This window comes from Bacteroides sp. 1001302B_160321_D4, assembly GCF_015667765.1.
In the GTDB taxonomy this organism is placed as follows: Bacteria; Bacteroidota; Bacteroidia; order Bacteroidales; family Bacteroidaceae; genus Bacteroides; species Bacteroides xylanisolvens.
In genome coordinates this window covers 51,174-73,421 of the sequence record NZ_JADPLO010000028.1, presented here as the reverse complement: position 1 = coordinate 73,421, position 22,248 = coordinate 51,174, and the positions used below count along the sequence as shown (strand labels likewise).

11 protein-coding genes are annotated in these 22,248 nt (G+C 41.9%); all 11 read right to left on the bottom strand.

The window, feature by feature from the left end:
* Positions 1-282 precede the first annotated feature (282 nt).
* The 11 genes from KFO40_RS12500 to KFO40_RS12450 all read right to left on the bottom strand — a co-directional run bounded on the left by KFO40_RS12500 (position 283) and on the right by KFO40_RS12450 (position 22,199).
* Entirely contained in the window at positions 283-1,080 is a 798-nt protein-coding gene (locus tag KFO40_RS12500; RefSeq protein ID WP_211146420.1) for a sialate O-acetylesterase, read from the bottom strand.
* Between the two features lie 17 nt (positions 1,081-1,097).
* A complete protein-coding gene (locus tag KFO40_RS12495; protein ID WP_211146419.1) occupies positions 1,098-3,773 on the bottom strand; it encodes a glycoside hydrolase family 2 TIM barrel-domain containing protein in 2,676 nt (891 codons plus the stop codon).
* Positions 3,774-3,792: 19 nt separating this feature from the next.
* On the bottom strand, positions 3,793-6,150 hold the full coding sequence (locus tag KFO40_RS12490; protein WP_211146418.1) for a TIM-barrel domain-containing protein: 2,358 nt from the start codon (positions 6,148-6,150) through the stop codon (positions 3,793-3,795).
* A gap of 8 nt (positions 6,151-6,158) precedes the next feature.
* Entirely contained in the window at positions 6,159-7,952 is a 1,794-nt protein-coding gene (locus KFO40_RS12485) for a glycoside hydrolase family 71/99-like protein (RefSeq protein WP_211146417.1), read from the bottom strand.
* A gap of 56 nt (positions 7,953-8,008) precedes the next feature.
* The gene (locus tag KFO40_RS12480; RefSeq protein WP_118219832.1) at positions 8,009-9,022 is read right to left on the bottom strand and encodes a DUF6528 family protein; all 1,014 of its coding nucleotides are present in this window, start codon (positions 9,020-9,022) and stop codon (positions 8,009-8,011) included.
* A 57-nt stretch (positions 9,023-9,079) separates the two neighbouring features.
* Positions 9,080-10,636 carry a hypothetical protein gene (locus KFO40_RS12475; protein ID WP_211146416.1) on the bottom strand — a complete coding sequence of 519 codons (1,557 nt, stop codon included), beginning with the start codon at positions 10,634-10,636 and terminating at the stop codon, positions 9,080-9,082.
* A gap of 388 nt (positions 10,637-11,024) precedes the next feature.
* The gene (locus KFO40_RS12470; protein ID WP_008776393.1) at positions 11,025-12,563 is read right to left on the bottom strand and encodes a hypothetical protein; all 1,539 of its coding nucleotides are present in this window, start codon (positions 12,561-12,563) and stop codon (positions 11,025-11,027) included.
* A gap of 28 nt (positions 12,564-12,591) precedes the next feature.
* Entirely contained in the window at positions 12,592-13,203 is a 612-nt protein-coding gene (locus KFO40_RS12465) for a fasciclin domain-containing protein (RefSeq protein ID WP_004304976.1), read from the bottom strand.
* A 14-nt stretch (positions 13,204-13,217) separates the two neighbouring features.
* On the bottom strand, positions 13,218-14,687 hold the full coding sequence (locus KFO40_RS12460) for a RagB/SusD family nutrient uptake outer membrane protein (RefSeq protein ID WP_008776394.1): 1,470 nt from the start codon (positions 14,685-14,687) through the stop codon (positions 13,218-13,220).
* Positions 14,688-14,700: 13 nt separating this feature from the next.
* Entirely contained in the window at positions 14,701-17,838 is a 3,138-nt protein-coding gene (locus tag KFO40_RS12455) for a SusC/RagA family TonB-linked outer membrane protein (protein ID WP_211146415.1), read from the bottom strand.
* Between the two features lie 335 nt (positions 17,839-18,173).
* Positions 18,174-22,199: a two-component regulator propeller domain-containing protein gene (locus tag KFO40_RS12450; protein ID WP_211146414.1), complete on the bottom strand. Its 4,026-nt coding sequence runs from the start codon at positions 22,197-22,199 to the stop codon at positions 18,174-18,176.
* Positions 22,200-22,248: the final 49 nt, after the last annotated feature.

Genomic DNA, 22,248 nt, shown 5'->3' with positions numbered 1-22,248 from the left:
GAAGCAACAGGATCAATCGTTTGGGAAGAGGATGTTTTCATGATGCAAAAATAAGAATTTTAACGCAATCCCCCAAGTTTTCAGACTGAGCCATTAAAAAGGCTGCCATAAATAAGCCATTCTACATAAAAAAAATAGTGACGCTATCCAATGCAAATAGTGACGGTATATGACAGCGATACCGTTAGTATCCTGAACATATACCGTCACTATTTTTTCTACATCAATCAGCGATCTCACGTTTATTCATATAGTACCGCCAACAGAGATTCCCGGTTGATCTTATTTATGCTTATAGAACTTCCATACCTTTTCCGCATAACGTTTTCCTAATAATACTTGTGCTTCTGTATTAAAATGAGGGTCCTTCTCATCTTTATACCATCCCAATCCTTTCGACGATACCCAATCGGAATGGGGAATAAATGAAGATACTTTTTTAATCATCTGATTAAAGGGAACAGTTCCCGCTTCTCTCTTCGTCCAGTTCCATTGAGAAATCTGTCCGACAACAACCGGCAGATCCGGCATGTTTAAATCTTCCCGCAGATCTTTCACCAAAGAAATCAGTTTTTGTTTATATGCTTCCGGATTGGAACAATCGGCTTCTCCCTGATGCCAAAGGATCGCTTTCAAAACACCTCCCTGTTTCATCGCAATCCGAATCCGGGAGAGGGCTTCTTCATAATATCCATCTTTACTACCTTTTAGCCAAGAGTTGATAGAAGAACCACCACGCGCATTTACTACCAGTCCGAGAGGGCGTTTCGTTTTCCGCGTCATTTCTTTGGCAAAACCATAAGCCGGTCCCAAGCGTTGCATCGACAGGTCTTTACGGACTGTCGAATAACGATTGAGAGGATTTACTGCCGGTTCAAAATTCCCCTTATCATTCAATAGATATACATTTTGCAGCGTATCCATGACCTCCGGAGTCAATGTTGCACGCCCCGCCATGTTGGATTGACCGATGCATACATACAAATCAAAAGTGGATGGAACACCTTCCTTTACATTTCCTGCAAAAGCAAACAGGGATTGCAGGAGGAAAAAAGACAATAAATAAATAGACCTAAGCATACGAACTGTGTTTATGATTAATAGTTTCTATAAATACGGATAGCATTCAGAATAGGTTCTCCTTCTTTTTTATGAAAGTCGACACTTACTCCTTTTCCATCCTTTACTGTTATTACAAACTTTTTGATAACAGCACGGGCATATCCGTAATCACGGGCTACGTTGAAATCATCTGAAACGGTTGTTCCATTGATTGAAATACCAAAGCTGCGATTTCCGGCAAATGTTTGTTCCGAGTCAGCTCCCAGATTATAGACCAATGCTTCTCTTTCTTTGTCCGACTCCAATTCTGCCCAGTGCAAATATACAGAATATTCTCCATTTGGTACATCAGCCTTAAAAGATTTTATTCCAACGCGTTGGGTCTGGAAGATTGGATTCATGTCCGTTCCATGAATATCGATATCCGAACCAAGCATGGTGCCGAATCCTGTTTGACGACGATAGGATGTTCCACCGATAAATCCCCAGCTACCGGGCTTATATTCCTGTTCGGGAATCCATGCTACGTTTGCCGCACGATCTTCAAAATATCTCGGAGAACCTAACATTACATTTATTTCCGTAAATGGCACAGTTTCGTCTTTCAACTGCGAGCCTACCAACTGGAACTGAATCCGAAGCATATCACGCAACTTGTTATCACCAGTCACAGCAACAGCTTCCAGCAGATTCTCTCCGCCCACAAACGGTACATCAAACAAAGCATAATTATCTTCTATCTTTTTCTTTCCCAGACTCTTGTTATTCACAAACAGCTCTACTTCTTCCGCATTAGAGAATACAGGGACGGATTGAATACATTCTTTCTGCGCCGTATTCACCACTCCCCCACGGCTTTTCCACTCCCGATTACCAATGACAAGTATCGGACGACGTGACAAGGCTGTCTTATAGAACCAATAAACATCTTTCTTCTCCCTGTTTAACCCGACAACGCCTTTATTGTTTACATGAGGAACAGCATCTACACGGGATTCGGAATAAAAATCATTCAGATTCCACAGACTGGAACCGGCTACAAACGGACGTTTCATCATTTCATTGAGGTAATGTTTATGATATACCAGTCCATATTCCTGCGAGAAGTCAAAACGTTCCGGTTGGTACGAATGAACTCTCGGATCCACTCCCGGTCCATATTCCGTTACCATCAGCACTTTCCCTTTGTATGCTTTATGGGCACGGTCGAGCAAACGCTGGAACTCATTGATATCCGGTTCATACCAACCTTGATACAAGTTCCATCCCTGAATCATCGGGATTTCGGTGAGATGAGCATCTTCGTAGTATTGAGGCATATTGTGATAAGCCATCATCGTATATCTTGAAGGATCTTCCTCACGGATAGTCGCCTCCAAGGCACGGGCTACTTTTTCCGTAAAACGGTAGTAATCTTCCAACTGTTTGCCTTCGGTATAGGGACGACGCAGGAAAATCTCATTCATATACCCCCAAATCATTACGGAAGGACGGTTGAAATCCTGACGTACCATCTCTTTCGCCATCTCAACAGAATTATGCAGGAACTCTTCGGTTTCTGTAACAGCATTAACGACGGGAATTTCAACCGAAGTCACAATGCCCAGTTTATCACACATTTCCATGATTACAGGATCTTGAGGATAGTGTGATACACGCAGATAGTTTCCTCCCATCTCCTTCAATAGCAATACATCCTGTACGTGCAATTCGTCACGCAAAGCATTTCCTTTCTGAAAATAATCCTGATGCCGGGCAGTTCCGATCAGTTTGCGTCCTTTGCCATTCAGGAAAAAACCTTTTTCCGAATCAAACTTGAACCAGCGCAAACCTAACGGATTCACCACTTCATCCAGCAAAGTACCCTTTCTTTTATCAAGAATACGGGTATATACCATATAGCGATACGGATCGTCTATATCCCACAGACGAGGGGAATCTATTTTTATCTTTTTGGAGATGTCCGTCTTCGTCTCGCCGGCTGCCAGTTTTACTTCTGCCTGCGTCTTTTTCACTTCCTTGCCATCCGCATCACAGATTATATTCTCCACCCTGATTTCCGCAGCCTGGGGCATATCGTTCGTCAGTAGCGTAGTGATTTCTACCGAAGCAGCGGAGTTATTCACTTCGGGGGTACGGATATAAACTCCCGACGAAGCATAATCATTCGTTGCAATGTGCACCGGATTCATAAACTGCAAATAAACGTCCCGGTAGATACCGCCAAAGAAAGTAAAATCAGCAGATAAGGGGGGAATATTCGGATTATAGACATTGTTTACATAAATGGCAAACAGATTTTCCTGTCCATAACGCAAATGGGGAGTGATGTCAAAACAGAAGCGGGTATATCCTCCTTTGTGCTCTCCAACGAACTGACCGTTCAGGTAGAATCGTACTTCCTGATTAGCTCCTTCAAAATAGATCACTGCCCGACGTCCCTCCTGGCTTTTGTCTATAAACAACTGTTTTCGATACCAGACCGGCCCCCGATAGAATCCCGGAGTTTCATCGTCTGCATCTTTATCATTCCAGGTATGAGGTATATTGACCGTCTCCCATGAAGAATCGTCACAACCAGTCAGTTGTGCTTCAAACGGAGATCCTTTTGTAAATTTCCACCCGTCGTTGATGGTGTATACCACGCGTTGCTGTGCCTGCGCCCATCCCACAATAAACAATAGAATAAAGATATAGAATAACTTCTTCATAATCTATGTATGCATCTAATTAAAACTTTATTTTTACCTCTCTGCCTGTGTAGACACACTCTTTACTCTCAAGAGCAGCACCGTCAGGCAGATATAACTTCACACGCATTTTTACTTGTTCCGGCATACCGGGATAACTTCCTTCACGCAAACCGATCGTCAATGTCCGTTCCGAATCTTTCCATTGCATCGGTACTTTGGAACATACGCCGTCTTCATAGCGGTAGGAGTCGCCTTCGTCCTCATACCATAAGAAAGAAGCATCCGCTCCTCCGTAAATACGTAGTTCCAATTCACGGTCGGGGTATTCCATCGCATATTGTTTCACTTCTGCCAAAGGCAAGATAGAACCGGCTTTTACATACAGGGGAAGGATGTCGAGGGTGTTTGCCTGCATTTGTTCTCTTCCTCCTTCAAAGGCCTTTCCGGTCCAAAAATCGTACCAATATTTGCCGTTGTGTTCCGGCAGATAGACACTGATGTTCTTTTCTTCCGATTGCGGATGAAATACCGGTCGTACCAATAAAGAGGTGCCGAACATATAGGCGTTATCAATATCAAAAGTCCGGGTATCTGTGGTGAAATCCATTGCCAAGCCTCTCAACAGGGTATAGTTGTTGGCTGTGACTTGGTGAGACATCGAGTAAATGTAAGGCAACAGACGGTAACGCAGATGTATATATTTCACCTGATTATCATAGTAAGATGTTCCCTTTTCACCGAATTGCCAAACTTCACGCGGCACATTCGTGCCGTGAGCACGGAAGATAGGAGTAAATGCACTGAACTGGAACCAACGGGAATACAACTCTTTATAATCATTGCTTTTCAACCCATCAGGATATTTTGCATCACGTTCTGTGACAAAGAATCCTCCTGTATCGGAAGTCCAATACGGAATACCGGACATGGATAAGTTCAAACCGGCAACCAGTTGTTTATGCATATTTTCCCATGAAGCCGAGACATCACCCGACCATACCGCCGTACCATAATGCTGTTGTGAGGCAAAGGCGGAACGGGTTAAGATAAATATGCGCTTCTGATCGCTTTCGGCTCGAAGACGTTGATAGAAGTCCTTCAGCATCTCCAAAGAATAGGTATTCAGATAACGGTGGAAACTGCCCAGATAAGTATTTCCGGCTGATTTCGTCCTCTCTTCCTGCTTCAACTGTGTGAATCCGTCACGGAAAGAAGGCTCTGTCGCATCCATCCACCAGGCATCCACACCCATATCATAGAGTCCTTTCTTGAGATATTGCCAAAAGATATCCCGTGCGGCAGAATTGTAAGCATCAAAGACTTTATAGCCTGCCCATGTAGGTTCGCTAAATAAGGCACCGATAGAATCGAGTGACTGATAGACAGCTGTTTCCGGTCCGAATCCGGGCCATACGGAAAGCATAAAGTGAACATGATCCTGCTGATGCAGTTCTTCAATGACTTGCCGGGGATGATCGAAGTTCGCCGGATGGAAAGTCAGACTGTTCCAATGAGGTTTATCTCCCCAATATTCCCAGTCTTGCACAATGTTATCCAACGGAATCCCCCGTTTACGATACTCCTTTACAACGGCTTTCAACTCATCGAACGATTTATAACGTTCTTTAGACTGCCAGAAACCATATACCCACTTCCCGAACATCGGCACGTCTCCCGTCAATTCCCGATAACCGGCAACGACTTCGTCCATATTCTTGCCATATACAAAATAATAGTCGGAAGCATCGCCTACCTCGGAAGTAAATGAGTATCCTTCTTTCGTATCTTCAAACTTTGTTGAAGAATAATTATCCCACAAGATACCATATCCGTTAGTCGAGATAAGGAACGGATTGACAATATCCATATTAGCCTGTAACAGAAGTACGGATTTTCCACGATAGTTCATGATTCCATTCTGATACTGCCCCAGACCGTAAATAGCCTCATCGTCAGTAGGAACAAAGCGTTGGGTTACTTCGAGGCATTGCTCACCTCCGGCAACCGAACGTTTGAAGTGCCGTGCCTTTTTAGCTTCTTTCTCTTTCAGTAATAACTTTCCTGTCGATACTTCCTGAAAAGTGAAAGCCGCATCTTCTTTATCAAAAGCAACGGAAAGCTCACGGGTAGAAAAGATCAGTTGCTGCCCTGTATCTTTCCATTTATAATCTTTGAATGCCGATTTTTGCGAATCGACAACCAATCTTTTTGTTACCAGCGTATCACCTTCGGGAAAAGACAGAATCCGCACGCATCCCTCCGACATAAACTCAACCCTGTATTGAATACTGTCGGATACGAAAGCACATCCCTTGCCGTCTTCATGAACCGACGAGGAACACCCGAAACAAGATAATACGGATAAAACTAATAACCAATTTTTCAAACTCTTCATCAATACATTTATTTGACAGTGTAGATGGTATAGCCCAATGACAAATTACGGATAACGACATTTCCTTTTAAATAGAAAGTAGGCATATTGAATCCATTTACGATATTATCTTTATACAGTTCCACTTTTGCACTTTTCCATTCGCCTGTATTGTCGGTACGTATCCGGGATACAATTTTAAACGGTTCTTTCGGTTCGCGCTGTGTGGACGAACGTATAAAAAGAGATTCATTTCCTTTGTCCAGGTATTCAAAATAGAGATACCCTACATAGTTATTCATTTGCAGTTTGGAAACCAATTCTTTGGGCAAAGAGATAGAAAGCGTTTCTTCGGCATTGTAACCACCTGATTTTCGCTTTCCCTGAATCTTCATGTCCGACTCACGCAAACGCATCATCTCAACCGCCAAAGCGGATTTGGCTGTCTTGACATCATTTTCTATTTGTGACAACAAACCTATCGCCACCGGATAACGTCCCTGGCTAATCAACAACGCTGCCTTATCGAGCGAACGTTGACAAGCAGATACGTCCATCTTCGTCTTTTCCAGGAAACGGGCTTCTTTTCGCAAACGGAAAAGCATTAAAGGTAAGGTTAAGCCACGCTCGTCCGCCTGTTCGCCTTTGAATTCTGCCGCATACTTTAAAGTGGTACGCAGTTCACGGTCACCGTTTTCGATGGTAGGTTCTATTTCATGCCCTTCGGTATAGTCGCTCCACGAAGCGATAAACATCATGTCAAGGCTGTCTTTCTCCGCCATACAGAACTTCCACATACTTTGGTAAGTTTCTCCATTATTGCGAGGGATATAATAGAAGTGTCCGCGTCCCCAGCCCGCACATCCCCGGTTATCCATTCCCGGCATGGCAAATCCTGACTTAATGGTATAAGCAGGATTGTTACTATGCCAAATCGAGTCACGGAAAGGTTTCATAAACTCAATAACATCATCCTGCGTGGCATAATTATCCCATTCAGCATGTGCCTGATCTCTTGTACGGACACGGGCGGGAAGCCATGCGGTCGGTATCTCTCCCACTTTTTTCCAGGCATCCATATCATCACTGCGGGTGACAGGAATGTATTTATCGTTTTCCAGTTTTCCCCAATCCGCCCAACGACGTAAGGCAACGGGCTGCTTCATTCCTTGCGGAAACTTCACCTGTGATAATACTTTCTTGTATTCATCGACTTTTGCTCCGGGACCGAAATGATAAAAAACAGGCATTCCCTTCACCATAGGAGCAGTCGGACCGGTAAAGACACTATCTACTAAATATTGGTAACATTTAGCCATATATTCGGTCTTTGCCTCACGGGTGTTAACTCCCGGATAAATCTTCGTAATCCAGTCATAATACAACCAACCGTCGCACCAGTTTACACCGATTTCAAAGTCATACTTCGCTGCCACTTTCTGCATTTCACGCAGCAAGATGTCATTTTCGTGAGGCTTGAATCCCCATTCGATAAAGAATCCGTCTATCTTGGCAGCTTTTGCCGACAATATCTGATATTCGATATAATCGGGATCGAGATTGGACTGCATTCCGACTTGGGGATAGGCCACTGCCGCTATCTCATGTCGTCCTTCACTGTCTATCAGGTCGGCATTATAACACAGGGATTTCCTTCCCGTACTTGATTTCTCCGTATTGGCATACATCTCCCAACGCCCCAACTTTCCGTCATGTTGCCGGGTATAACGCACACCGTGGAAGTCAGCATACACTTTCTTTCCGTTCTGCGCCAAGGCCGGTAATGCGATAGATACCAATAAAAAAAGAAGAAGTTTCCTCATTGTTCCAAACTTAATTATTCAACTTATGTATTTTATTACCCTTCGACGATACTTAATCAATCCTCACCCAATACGAAATCGTGCTTTTCCGGATAACTGAAAGTATTGTCTATCATCCAACGACCTTTATAAATCTTAGCTCCGTCCATCTTGAAGAGTTCTTCTCCCTTCTCATTTACAAGTCCTTCAGCCCACCACTCTTCAGTCGGTTTCAACATCAGGATTCCGTCCGGTCCGTTACAGATACTTTTTATATCAGCTGTATTGTAGACTTTCTCACAAGTCGGTTCGGCAGAGTCATTAGTCGTAGCGTCGGTAACTCCTGTCAAATCAAACTTGTAGACAGCCGAAGCGGCAGTAAGCCACAGTTTATCTTCTTCACCATATACCGGGAACAAATCGTGTCCGCCCGATTCATTGCTGAATGTATAAAGGGTAGTCTGATTTATTAACTTGGGATTACTCCGGTTGCCATCGTACTTAAAACGGAATAATGCAGTCACTCCCTCTTTTTTGGTAGCTGTAGCATAAAGATACGATCTTTTCTTATCCCAAACAACATTATGCGCATTACCCAACTTCACCGTATTAGCTTTTGCTCCCAATACCTTAACCGTGTCAACCACAAAGGTATTGATTTCACCGGATTTAGATTCTGCCGTCACGATATTTCCATCGGGCAATACCTCCGCAGAGTGGGGATTCTGTCCGCAATTTGCGTAGAACATTAATTTATGATCGGACAAACGGATTAAAGCCACAGCTCCGCCGGAGGCAGTCATCAAGATATAGCGTCTATTGAAAACCGGTTTTACTTCACTCGGATTAACAAACCAACCCTGCTGTGCAGCAGGAACACAGGCAGTATAAGGATCCCAACTCCAAATATTGCGGTGCGTCTCCGCATCTCTGATGACAATAGCCCGTCTGGATTGTTCCGCCAGTACATAAGCCTTTTCCGGAAGTTGAAAGATTTCATTTTTTACTACAGGAGCGGCATCATCATCGGAACATGCTCCCAAAGCTATATTAAATCCTAAAAGGATTGCAAATAAACTAAACTTCTTCATGGTCATAACTATTTTAATTCTAAATATTCAATTTGTCTATTTAAAGTTTCCGTCAATCTATTGAACCGATTTTGTATCGTAATAATCGATCAATGAATGAACTGAAAGATTCAACTGCCGCATCTGCGACAGAAAAGATTCATAAGGTTCGTATTCGATGGAAACCACTCCTTTATTAGAAGCTTTTCCGTTAGAATCGTAACCATCATTATACTCAAAATGTACCCAGCCCACACAGTTATGAGTTTCAAGCAAACGAAGACAGAAGTTCTGATAAAACTCACCTCTATTTTTTTGTGTATGCACCAGCCAGCCACCTCCTTCAGTATTAGCATATCCAGTTCCCTGATAACTGGCATCTTCTGCTTTCGTATAGAATTCCGAAACTAAAAAAGGTTTCGTTCCACACCAAACTTTCAGGTTCGCCAAGAAATCTGCTTCCGGTTGCCAACGGGCATAATAATTGATAGAAACAAGATCGCAATAACGGGCACAAGCTTCCACCACTTTCTGATTGTATTTGCTCCAGTCATGCAGCCGTGTCCCCAAAATCAAATGCTCTTTATCATATCGTCTGACGGTAGCGGTAGTCAACTGATAATAATAATCAGCAACCATCCCCCGAAAGTCTTCCTGATTTTTCTTGGTGATCGCTCCGGCAGAAGCTATACCGTTATCCCGCATGAACTTTTCTGCATACTCACGAGCCGCTTTATAGCGTTCGGGTAAGGACAAGAAATGTTTCAGATCAATTCCTCGCAAAGGGTCAGTATTCTGATAACTGGCAAACGGCAATTCATTGTCAAGATAGAAACCTATAAAATGCCGATCACCGGCAAATAAAGCTGACTTCTCTTGTACGAGATGATCTATGTACGTAGCAAATGTCGGTTCGAAAAGAAGAACGAGACGATTATACTTGTCATCATCAAACGCGTAGCCCAAATTCTTGCTCATATCCCACATAAAGGTACGGAGCAGATACAGATTTTCTGCATAAGCAATCTTTTGCGTCTTAGGCGTCAACAAGTTAGCACGTACTGCAGCAGGAAATACTTCAATACGGTTCGAGCCATACGAAATATAGTTTATATGATTGTCTGCCAACAGTTTGCCAGTCTCTTCACTCCATCGCACCTCACTACCATATCGAGTACTGAAAGCCTTCTTATGAGCAGTAGATTCTCCCGGACGGACATGCTGAATTCCATGAATGATAACAGCTCCATTATCCGGATCGAGCAAATAAGAACGGCCTCCACAATAAGCCACTCGGAAAAAGCCTTCTTTTCCAACCACAGATGAAGGTTGCAAACCGATTCGTCCTCCCCATGCAGTCCGGCTATAACCCGAAGAGGGAGTATACCAATTCATATTATCAATGGTACGTGTTTCCCTTGAATCTGCCGTTGTCCATGCCTGGAAAGTTCCGTTCTGCCACTTCCGGTATTCTACATTCATAAAAGTATATTCATCTTTTTCCAAAGGAGTATCTTCTCCTTCCGGTTTCAAAGGTTCTATTTCGTTGGAAGAGGAGGAACAGCTAAACGTCAACTGCATCAGTCCGACCAAAGATAAAAAGAGGAAATACCTATATATTATATGTTTTCTCATATTACTTTCAGCTACTGCACATTATTACTTAACCATCGTATTTGTTATCAGTCGCATCTTTCGTATACTCTATCTACGGTTCACCGGATAGCTGTTACTAACTCTCGCGTTGGCTATTAATAGAAAAGTTATTCTCTACAAGGAGAGAACTCCCTTCCCCCTTGTTGCAAACTTCTTTTATCCCTAACATAAACTATAAACGAAAGCTTTGTTTTTATAATTGAAATCTTTGTTTTTATAAACGCAACTTGCATTTATAAAAACGGAAGCTTCGTTTATAGTTTGTATCGGACAGAGAACAACTTTATTCCCAATGAAAGGGAAGTTTAGTCTTAATAGAAAAGAAGTTTTCTATTAAGACTTCAGACGGTAGGTAATACTACCCTGCTTACTTCTTCTTAGGGAATTTGATTTCAACCGTTGCTATCTGTTTGGTCGTATTATTATCCATCTTTCCGGAGACATCAAGTACCTTCATGACACCGTATCTTTCTCCACCGGCACTTGAATTACCACTAGTCTTAAATCCAATCACACTGCCGACAAAGTTATCAATTGTCATATACACTTTCTGATCGGCACTTCCGGCCAAATATTCATTCTTAATAGAAGAACGAGAAGCCGCATCGTAATCAAAGCCTGCCGGGAATAACACAAATTTTGTCATATTCTTAGCCGGCAGATTGCTCAAGGACTTTCCGCCCGATCCTTTATACAGACTATTCTTGCTATCTACATTCTCCATCGAATAGAAACGGAAAGAAAGAACACTATTAGCAGAATTTATAAAGAACTTTATATCAACATTCTTAGCACTTTCCACACTGGAGATAGCTTCATCTACCGAATACGTTTTCATATCATTCAACGAAATCAGAGCGAACGGTTCGGCATTGGCCAATACATGACTGCCAACCTTAAGTTGGACAACTTCCATATTCACATAGGTCTTTACGATCCCTATAACTTCCTTGCCTTCCCGACCATCAGAAACAACCACCTTGAGTTGAGATGTTTCTTCTGTCAGTTGCACCTTAGGCTTATAATCAAAATTCTTGTTATCGCCCACTATCTGCTCACGGAAAATCTCTGTACTTACTCCATTCTCCACCCGGAAGATAGCTACCTGTTTTACACCGCGAACGGATTCGATGTGCATCGGAACTTCCGTATCTACTCCTTCATCAGTAGTAATAAGCTCTTTACCCAAAGTCAATACAGGAACCGGAACAGTCTTATATGACACCTGCAAAGTAGAAATTGTGATATTACCATAGATATCTTCCGCTTTCACTTTAAAGCCCTTATCGCCTTCTTTATATTCTATCAGTTCATCGTGCTCATACGTTTTGTCGCCATTCAGTATATCACTGCCTTTCGGTGTTTGTCCGTCCGTAGAGACCAAGAATCTTTCCACTTTCTTCAAACCTGCTTCCGAAACAATTTTAAAAGTAGTACGAGGCATTACCGGATTCTCATCCATTTCATCATATATAATCTCTTCCGGGTCGAATGTTATGACAGGACGTGCCATTACATCGGTAACAGCAATTGGTAAAGTTCCGCTCGTAACATGATTCAATTTATCCGTAGCCTCAATGATAAAGGCTTCGTAATTTGCATTGTATTCCAGATTTTCAGACAAGCTGTAAGAATTGGGATTAAAAAATTCAGTCACCGTTTTATATTCGGTCACCCCCTCCACTGTCTGCAATTTCATTGTCACACTCTGGAGTCCGGCCTGCGACTTTATGACAGCCACTACCGGCAGATTATCTACTTTATTTAAATCCACATCCAGTTGTTCCATCGGGAATTTAATCACAGGAGCAGCCGCATTAGGATCCAGACCATCATTATCATCGCTACAGGCAGCAAAGCCCAGGCAAAGTCCTAGTATTAATAAGGTATATATTTTACGAATCATAATTAGTTCTCTTTTTAATTAACTGTGGTTATTTGGAATATTTGCAATAGTTCTCAAATATATGAATCACACCGTTCGTCGGCAGAATGTTGCTAGTCTTAGCCTGACGCTGTGGAGATTTCCCGTTGCTTCCGGTCTGATTCACCAGAATCTTACCTACTGCAGCCTGCCATGGGTTTTTCCATACAGACATTGTCATCAGTCCATTCTCTCCTTTCAGCATCGTCAATACGAACATCGGTTCCACCTGCAACTGTCCATAAGAACTATATTCACCGTCTACAATGTGATAAAGCAACATGTTCGTTACTTTCTCTTTATCACAATCGGTAATGGATGCTGCACCTGCAAATTCATTTTCACGATACAACTGCATACCTGCATTATTCAAAGCCAGAAAAGTATATTTATTGTCAGTCTGGGTATAATAGTCCTTCAGACCTGTATACTCAATAGCTGCTATCAACTCCGAGAACATATCTTTGTGATCTTGGAAATATTCCCACGCTGTCACTTTTACATACGGATCATCCACCGAAGGCTCATAATCATAATTCTTCTGCAAGTCCAGGTCACAGCCGGTCAATGCCAATATCGCCCAACAAAAGAAAAGGGTCTTATATAATATTGTCTTTTTCATTGTTTCTACCTTTTTTAGTTGTTAGTATTACCATAATACGTGTTCTGCACAATCTTCGGATTTTCCAAGATATGTGAATAGTGAATCGGGAAGAGTTCGTTTCCGTCCTGTTCCATTCCGTTAATCGGTTTCATCACTTCCTTCCACTTTCCGGTACGCAACAAGTCAAACCAGCGGCGTCCTTCGCCGGCTAATTCCACTTGCCGTTCACGCAATATATAATTAACGACTTCGTCTTCAGAAGCAAAATCATTTTCAGTCAACGTGTTCAATCCGGCACGGTCACGTACAGTTTTTACTAAATCCAAAGCTTCACCCCATTTTCCCTGATGAGCACGAGCTTCTGCTTGCAACAACATCATATCTGTGTAACGATAAATTGGATAGGCTACTTCGCATGTCTTATTCAAAGAGTTACTGATGTCACCTGCCATATATTTACGCAATTCATTTCCATTCTGGTAATTCTTCACCGTATAATCTTTGCGCAAATCACCTTTCATATCCTTTTCATCAAAGATGCTCATAAACTTGTCGGACATAACTGCCGCACGGTTTCCTGAACCGGAAAACCATTGATACATATAACTGTAACCATTCGTGCCGACTTCATCCATGTTGAAATGAACAAGGAATATTAACTCTCTGGAGTTATATTCATCATTTTCGGGCGTATCATCCGAAGGCTTATTGTTCAGTTCTTCTGTAAACATGGTATGCCAAGTAGCAATGTTAGGTTCGAAGTCTACAAAGCGTCCACCCTTTTTGGAGGCAATAGTTGCCATTTTATCAATGGTTTGGTCAGCCAGATTATATTCTTCAGCCCACATATAAGCGTCCGCCATGATAGCCCATACGCCACAGATAGAAATACGCTTGCGTTCGTAATTCTTATTACGGTTAATCAGGCTTTCCGCCTTTTTCAGGTCAGGAAGAATAACATGTTCCAGAATATAATTCTTATCTGTACGTTCCTTATAGATAGCCTCCGAATACTTTTCAGTAGGTTCTATAAACAAAGGTACGTCTCCCCAGACACGGATAGCATAGAAATAAGCCAGAGCACGCAACGCATACGCTTGTCCGAGGTAATCATTACGGTCTGCCACATCAGGCATACTGATATTAGGAACATATTTGATGGCCAGATTGGTCTGGTTAATCATCTGATACAAGGTCGTCCATTTCGCACATTTCTCGTCCGTAGACATCAGGTTGTTGATCACACGTGCCTGATCGGCCATCACTGGTGCTCCGGGAGCTACGTTATCCGAACGGAACTCACCCCAGTAAAAATAATTCTCGCGTAAAGTGGAACGCAACAGTCCGTAGATTTCATTTATACCTGCCTTAGCGTCGCGGGCGGTCTGCCACATGTCACCTGCCGGGATCTCACTCACCGGTTCCTCATTCAGAAAGTCTGAACAGCTATTCAATGATAGAGCCAGGCATACAGCTCCAACAAAATATTTTATATTCTTCATACGATATCTTCAATTAAAAGTTTGCAGAAAAACCAATACCATATTCTCTCTTTCTCGGATAGCGGTAAGAGTCTTTACCTACCTGCAGAGGATTACTTGTAGAGAATTCAGGATCGAATCCCGAATAGTTGGTCCATGTCAATGCGTTGTTTACAAAAGCGTAGATATTTATATTCTTCAACATCAGCTTCTTTATCCAGTTTTCAGGAAGATCATAGGCTATACGTACGTTCTGCAGACGAATAAAGGAAGCATCTTCCAGATAGAACGAGTTACCCATACGTGCATTGTTATAATCATCATTATACGGACGCGGATAGATTGCCTGGTCACCCGGATGCAACCACATATTATGGATGACTTCCGGCGAAGGAGTGGTTCCGGTATATTTGAACATATTACGATTATGCTCGGCTGCATTATAAATCTGTCCTCCTAATGAATAATAGAATCCGAGATACAAGCTTACGTTTTTCCAAGTTACGGTTGTATTCAAACCACCGGTCACATCAGGCATGGCATTACCAATCACCATACGGTCGTTATCATCAATCACACCGTCGCGGGTTCCTTCCGGTTCTTCCCAGTTGTAATCTCCGCCACGGAACGGTTTGCCGTTCGGTAACGTTTTCTGGCGAATATCACCTGCATATTCCTTTCCATTCAATAAATACTTGTATTGGAATACACCATTTTCAAACACCGGAGTCAGTTGCTCCCAGTTATCCGTAAAAGCATTTGATTCATCATAAGCAAAGACACCGGCACTTTTAAATCCGTAGAAGTCACCTACACGGCCGCCTTCCTGCATCCACCAGATATCACCTTCCATATATGCCTTACCTTCAGACAGCTTTTCAATACGGTTGATGTTTCTGGAGATATTGAAAGAAGCATTCCATTTCCAATCCTTCGTGCGGATAATATCACCGGTAACGGCAATTTCAAACCCGCGGTTGCTCATCTCACCGACATTGGTTTTCATATATGCAAAACCAGACTCCTTAGGTAATTGGTAGTTTGCCAACAAACCGTCTGTGTATTTATCGTAGTAATCGGCAGTAATCGTCAAACGGCTATTCCAGAAATTCAAGTCCAAACCAAGGTTGAACTGTTTAGTTTCCTCCCATTTCAGATTGTCTTTACCGATACGGGTCGGAATAACGCCGCCCACTCCGTCATAGATAGAATTCGGAGAATAAGAATAAATATAATCATAATTTCCGATCGCTTCATTACCGGTGATACCATAACTTACACGAATCTTACCATCTTCCAGGAATTTCTTCGAGAACTTCATGAATTTTTCATCTGAGAAACGCCATCCCACTGACACTGACGGGAAATTACCCCATTTGTTTTCTTTCGCAAAACGAGAAGAACCGTCACGACGCATATTCGCTGTAAACAGGTATCTCCCCAGATAATCATACGTCACACGTGCAAAAACGGAAGCCATGGAGTGATTACTCAATGTAGATCCCGTAGAGGATAAATCCAGATTGGCAGCAAACGCGTTCATTGTATAAATAAAGTCGGTAGAGGAATTCAATCCCACAAAAGTTTCATTTTCATAACGCCATTGTTGAGCACTGACACCCACCATCGCGCTGAAATTATGTCCTTTTATCTTGCGTGCATAAGTGATGAAATCTTCATTCATCCAGTTCCAGTTGAGGTAATTATAAGAATACCCTTTATTCTGTTTCTGCCATTCATCAGTAATAAGACTAGGTTCGAGTTTTTTGCGCTTGTCCAAATAGAAGTTGGCATTTATATTGGCTCTGAACTTCAGGTACTTGTTGAATTTGATTTCAAAGAACTGGAAGAAGTTAGCCTTATAAGAATCCGTAAAGTCAGTGGTATAATTGACCTGTGCAATAGGATTCTTCTGACCATTAAACACCCCGACCAAAGAGCCATCCGGATAATAAGTATTGAAATAAGGACGACGAGTCAACACTGCGCTCAATAACGTACCTTCATTCAGACCTTTCTTTTTAGAATAAGTAAGAGAAATACGGCTACCCATATTCATCCAGTCTGTCGGTGAATAATCGGAGTTGATACGAGTATTTAATCTTTGGAAACCAGTATTGGAAATAATACCCTTCTCGTTATAATAACCGGTATTGATGAAATATTTCAGTTTCTTTGTACCGCCACCTACGCTGATATCCACCTGATCTTTCTGCGCAGTACTTGTAATCATGTCCAGATAATCATTGTCTACATTGAAGAATGAATTCAACGGATCATCCAGAATATCAATACTTTCATCCGGATTACCTCCGCCGTATGTTTCAAAATACTCTTTACGGTACTGGTCGTACAACAGACGCTCTTTACGATTTGCCTGTGGCACCTTATGAGACAATGTACCCCACGAGTGATTATACTTGATATCAATACGGGCTTTACCCTCCTGACCACTCTTGGTAGTGATAATAATCACACCGTTAGCCGAACGGGAACCGTAGATAGCTGCAGAAGCGGCATCCTTCAAAATCTCCATAGAAGTGATATCATTGGTATTGATACCATCGATACTTTCCAAAGGAACACCGTCTACAATATAAAGAGGAGTCACACCTTCGGCAGAGAAAGTGGAAGTACCACGAATTTTGATAGAAGAAGATTCACCGGGCTGTCCGGAACCGGACACCACCTGTACACCGGCAGTAGTACCCTGCAATGCTTCAAAAACATTAGTAGCCATTTTTTGCTCAATGGCCTCGCTTGAGATGGAAGTAATAGCTCCTGTGACATCACGCTTTTTCATCGTACCGTAACCCACTACCACCACTTCGTCCAATAGCTTAGAGTTCTCTTCAAGCATAATATTCATTGTTTTATCTTTCACTACCACATCTTTAGGGGTATATCCCATGAATGATACAGTCAAAGTAACTCCCTTCTTCGAAACATTCAATGAGAAATTACCATCTAAATCTGTAATTGTCCCATTAGATGTTCCCTTCTCCATCACATTGGCGCCAGGCAAAGGAAATCCTGTTTTATCCACAATAACTCCCTTCACTGCAAACCCGCCTTGAGCATAAGCCGGATTGACAAAGAAAAAGAGACTCAAGGAAATCAAAAGGAACGACTGAAGCAACCGCACTTTTGTCCTACTCTGCAAATTTTTCATAACTAGAATAAAATTAAATTGGTTAATTATCAAGGTTTTACTCACTACTTAATTAATTGGGAAAAATATATTGATTCTCTCCAATAAGATGCTATCTTTTATTTACTACATGGATATTTGTCTTTCATAATACTACACAATAATTATTATATTAGAATAAAGATTACACAGTACCCGGTCTACCAAATGAAAGTGTGTGCGGACACACCTAACCAAAGAAAACTCAAGTACAAGCTGGCATTATCCAACGCCACAAAAGTATCGCATTTGAATATATTGCACCCTATCGAATTGTTCGTTTTATCTAGTCTAAAAATTCAGATGACTTATTTTAATCACTTCACAGAGGGTTCGGAGGAGGTATTATGAGCTTTTCGGTATTGCGTAGGAGCAATATCAAAAAGTTCTTTAAAACATTTATTGAAGTATTGAGGATTTCCAAATCCTAACCGGTAAGCAATATCCGATATATTCATTTCCGGAGAATTCTGCAGAAAATATGCCGCTTTTTTCAGACGCAGATTCATGATAAAATTATTTGGCGTACTTCCCGTGATACCTTTTATCTTCTGGAATAAGACAGTACGTCCCACCCCCATCTCACGTGAGAAGACATCTACACTGAATTCGGGATTTTCCATATTATCTTCCACTACCTGTGTCGCTTGTTCGATAAACCTCTGATCGAGTTCATTCGTTGCAATCTTCTCCGCTTTGCTATCCAGCTGATGGGCATATTTATTCTGTAAAAGTCTGCGGGTATTAATCAGATTATTGCATTGCATCACCAGCCGCCGCATATTAAATGGCTTCACCACATAAATATCCGCTCCAATTCTTAATCCTTCCAACTCACGTTCGGGCGCACTAAGGGCAGTCAGAAGAACGACAGGGATATGACAAGTTTCAATATTGTTCTTAATTTTGGCACACAATTCCGTTCCGGGCATTCCGGGCATCATAATATCCGAAATAACCAGATCAGGCTGCATCATTTTTACTTTTTCATACCCTTCCTCACCATCACTTGCAGTTTCAACCGTGTACAATGGAGAAAAGATATCTACAAGGATATTTCTGATTTCTTCATTATCATCAATCACCAGTAATTTACAGTCAGTAGTCCCGCTTTCACTTTGGGCTGACTGCACCTCTTTAACCAGCAGTTCTTTGTCTTCCGAATAATAAATATATTCCTTATCCTGCTCCGGTTCAACCCGGGCGACAGAAGAATCAAAGTGAGCATCCCCTTTTTTCAGAGTGACCTTAAAACAAGAACCTTTTCCCAGCTGACTTTCTACTGTTATATCTCCCTGGTGGGCTTTCACAATACCCTGACTCAAAGCCAGCCCGATACCAGTTCCTCCATACTGTCCTATATTCTCAACCTGATAGAACCGCTCGAATATCTTAACATAGTCTTCCTCGGATATTCCCGCACCATTATCGGAAACGGAAAACATACATTCCTCCGTTCCATCAGCCAATTCCATACGGATAGTTCCACCGTCTGAAGTATATTTAAAAGCATTAGACAGCAAGTTATTAACCACCTTCTGTATTTGCATCCGGTCTCCCCACACGAGGCATTGCTCGCAGTCGGCATGCAAAACAAACGAAATATTCCTGTTAGCTGCCAATTCTTTGAACAATACATAATGCTCTTTGAGTAAAGAATATAAATCAAATTGAGAAACTTTCAATTTCAAAAGTCCCTGCTCCTGTTTCCGAAAATCAAGCAACTCCGTTATCAATGATTTCAGGTTACCGGCATTTTTATGTATATTCAGTAATTTCGAATAAGCATACGTAGACAACTTACCAGAATTCAACAACAGATCAACCTGCCCCAGGATAAGAGTAATAGGGGTTCTGATTTCGTGTGAGATATTAGTGAAAAAACGCAGTTTGGATTGGTTCATTTCTTCAATGTATTGTTTCTCACGAAGTTCAAAATCCAACGAGGTTTTCAAGAACAGCCGAATTCTATATTCTCTCACCACAAAGAATAGAATCGTCAGAATCACACACACATAAATTGTATAGGCCCACCAGGTGGCATAAAAAGGTGGTGTGATCGTTATATGAAGAGATCTAATTACTTCCGGAAAGTTCTTCAATCTGATCTCAAAAACATAATCGCCCGGAGATATATTTGTATAAGTAATATCATTCCCCAAACGATTCTCACTCCATTCGTCATTAGAACCTATCAACCGGTATTCTACCTCACCACCGCCAATATGCAGAAAGTTATCTGTCGAGAAACCGATAGAAAACACATTCTGCAAATAATTCAATTTAATCCGGTCGGTATAGGCAAAGGACTTATTTAGGATGCCGGTTTGATCGCCTGTGGTAATCTCCTTATTATTGACATACAAATGAGCCAACTCCAAATCATATATTTTCGGAGGATAGGACAAGCTACTTTCACGAATGGCAACCAGTCCGGTAGCTCCTCCCATATAAATATCATGATTGCGGGATACATGCATGGATTTCCTATTAACAAGAGTCAGCGGAAATCCTGTTTTAGAATTGAAGTTTATCACTTTCCCGTCTTTCTGTTCTAACACAGACAATCCATGTCCGGTACCAATCAATAAATTCCCGGAAGGAGTTTCGCCCAACACTCTGATATTTTCTCCCGATAATACGCTTTCAGGAGTATGCAAACGAAACAAATGCTCTTTCTTATCCAACAAGAAAAGCCCGTTGCCATGTGTTCCGACCCAAATGTTTCCCTTTCGATCCTCATAGATGACATTGACCAGCTCTTTTTGAGATCTGACCTGCTTCTTCAGACTTATCCTATACGTTTCAAAGCGTCCTTCATCAATCACATAAGCTACACAACCATCATCGGAAGCAAACCATAGCCGGTTTTTCGAATCAAGCAACAAAGTGTTATAATTATGTGTAAACAACTCCTTTTGATGAAACAACACTTCAGTTTTTAAGGTCTGTTTATCCAGACTAACAACTGCTGATGTTGTACCTACATACAATTTACGAGGAGTGTCGGCCAAGGCAAACAGAGCTTCTCCCACACTTTCCTCTCCGAGCGGTTCGAGGTCATATATATCATTCCGATAGTTATCAAGATGAAAACAGTTGACCTTGTTTGTAAAGTCAGCGGCAATCCACAAGCAGTTATTAGCCTCATCAAAAACGACATCTTTCAGATAATCCGTACTAAAATGATATCCGGTATGCGCATTAAAATGCTTGAATGTTCCTTGTTCCGGTTGATATAAATCCAGTCCTCCACCTTCTGTGCAAATCCATATATTTCCGGATTTATCTTCTGCCATAGCACCCACCACCGGAAAAGACAATCCGGTATCCGAAGCATGATAATGTACAAAATGTTGATATTCCGGTGAGAAGAAATTCACGCCGCCCCAATAGGTCCCCACCCAGACAGTTCCTTGTTTGTCCGTATAAAGAGAAGTCACCGAACGATTGGACATAGCCCCCACCCGGTTAGGATCCGCCTGATAATGAAATATTTTCCCGGTAGCCACCTCAATCTTACTCAATCCGCTTCTGTAACCTACCCATATATTCCCTTCCAAATCCTGACATAACGCTCTTGCCATATCATCCCGGACCGTGTAAACACTCTTGTTGTTATAATCATAATGATGTATGACTGCACCTTGAGGTGAAAAACAGAAAACACCATGATCCTGCGAACCAACCCAAATATTCTGATCGTTACTTTTTATCAGTTTCATCACCTTGATTCCGGGCAAATAAAGCGACATCGATCCACAAGTATCCACACGCATCACCCCGCCATCTTTCAAAGCAACCCAAAGATTTCCTTCCGAACCTTCTACCATTGTCGGCCCGGTGTCCGGCAAATGTACCTCCGCATACATTGGTTTCACGGAACAGGTATTCTTATCATACAAGAAGAGTTTTCCCCCTTCTGCAATCCACACTCCCAACTTTCCTTTGGCAAGAGTGGAAGGAGAAGACACCGGAAGAATATAATATTTCTCCGTTTCAAGGTCGAACTGGAAAAGTCCGGTAGAAGTCAAGAGAAAAAGACTCCCCTGGCCGTCCTCCACCATCTGGGTGACATATAGATTACCATAACTGATGGAATCGTTATGAAAATGATTAAAGACTTTGATATGATTGCCATCGAAACAATTCAGACCATCCAGCGTGGCAATCCATATACGCGACTTCTCATCCTGGCAAATATCGCTCACCGTTATTTGCGACAATCCATCCTCCACACCCAATGTCCTGAACTTATATTCCTGTGATTGAAGAGGAGATATAAATCCTAAAAGAGATAACAGAATAAGAAAATGGATCTTAGATAGTTTTTGTCCGCGCATATCAAGAATGATGGTTTATAGCACATTATCTTCGCCACAAAAGTAACAG

What these genes read in the sequence shown, in the direction of transcription:
- KFO40_RS12500 (WP_211146420.1), bottom strand. Translation starts at nt 1,080, where the DNA reads ATGCTTAGGTCTATTTATTTATTGTCTTTTTTCCTCCTGCAATCCCTG.
- KFO40_RS12495 (WP_211146419.1), bottom strand. Translation starts at nt 3,773, where the DNA reads ATGAAGAAGTTATTCTATATCTTTATTCTATTGTTTATTGTGGGATGG.
- KFO40_RS12490 (WP_211146418.1), bottom strand. Translation starts at nt 6,150, where the DNA reads ATGAAGAGTTTGAAAAATTGGTTATTAGTTTTATCCGTATTATCTTGT.
- KFO40_RS12485 (WP_211146417.1), bottom strand. Translation starts at nt 7,952, where the DNA reads ATGAGGAAACTTCTTCTTTTTTTATTGGTATCTATCGCATTACCGGCC.
- KFO40_RS12480 (WP_118219832.1), bottom strand. Translation starts at nt 9,022, where the DNA reads ATGAAGAAGTTTAGTTTATTTGCAATCCTTTTAGGATTTAATATAGCT.
- KFO40_RS12475 (WP_211146416.1), bottom strand. Translation starts at nt 10,636, where the DNA reads ATGAGAAAACATATAATATATAGGTATTTCCTCTTTTTATCTTTGGTC.
- KFO40_RS12470 (WP_008776393.1), bottom strand. Translation starts at nt 12,563, where the DNA reads ATGATTCGTAAAATATATACCTTATTAATACTAGGACTTTGCCTGGGC.
- KFO40_RS12465 (WP_004304976.1), bottom strand. Translation starts at nt 13,203, where the DNA reads ATGAAAAAGACAATATTATATAAGACCCTTTTCTTTTGTTGGGCGATA.
- KFO40_RS12460 (WP_008776394.1), bottom strand. Translation starts at nt 14,687, where the DNA reads ATGAAGAATATAAAATATTTTGTTGGAGCTGTATGCCTGGCTCTATCA.
- KFO40_RS12455 (WP_211146415.1), bottom strand. Translation starts at nt 17,838, where the DNA reads ATGAAAAATTTGCAGAGTAGGACAAAAGTGCGGTTGCTTCAGTCGTTC.
- KFO40_RS12450 (WP_211146414.1), bottom strand. Translation starts at nt 22,199, where the DNA reads ATGCGCGGACAAAAACTATCTAAGATCCATTTTCTTATTCTGTTATCT.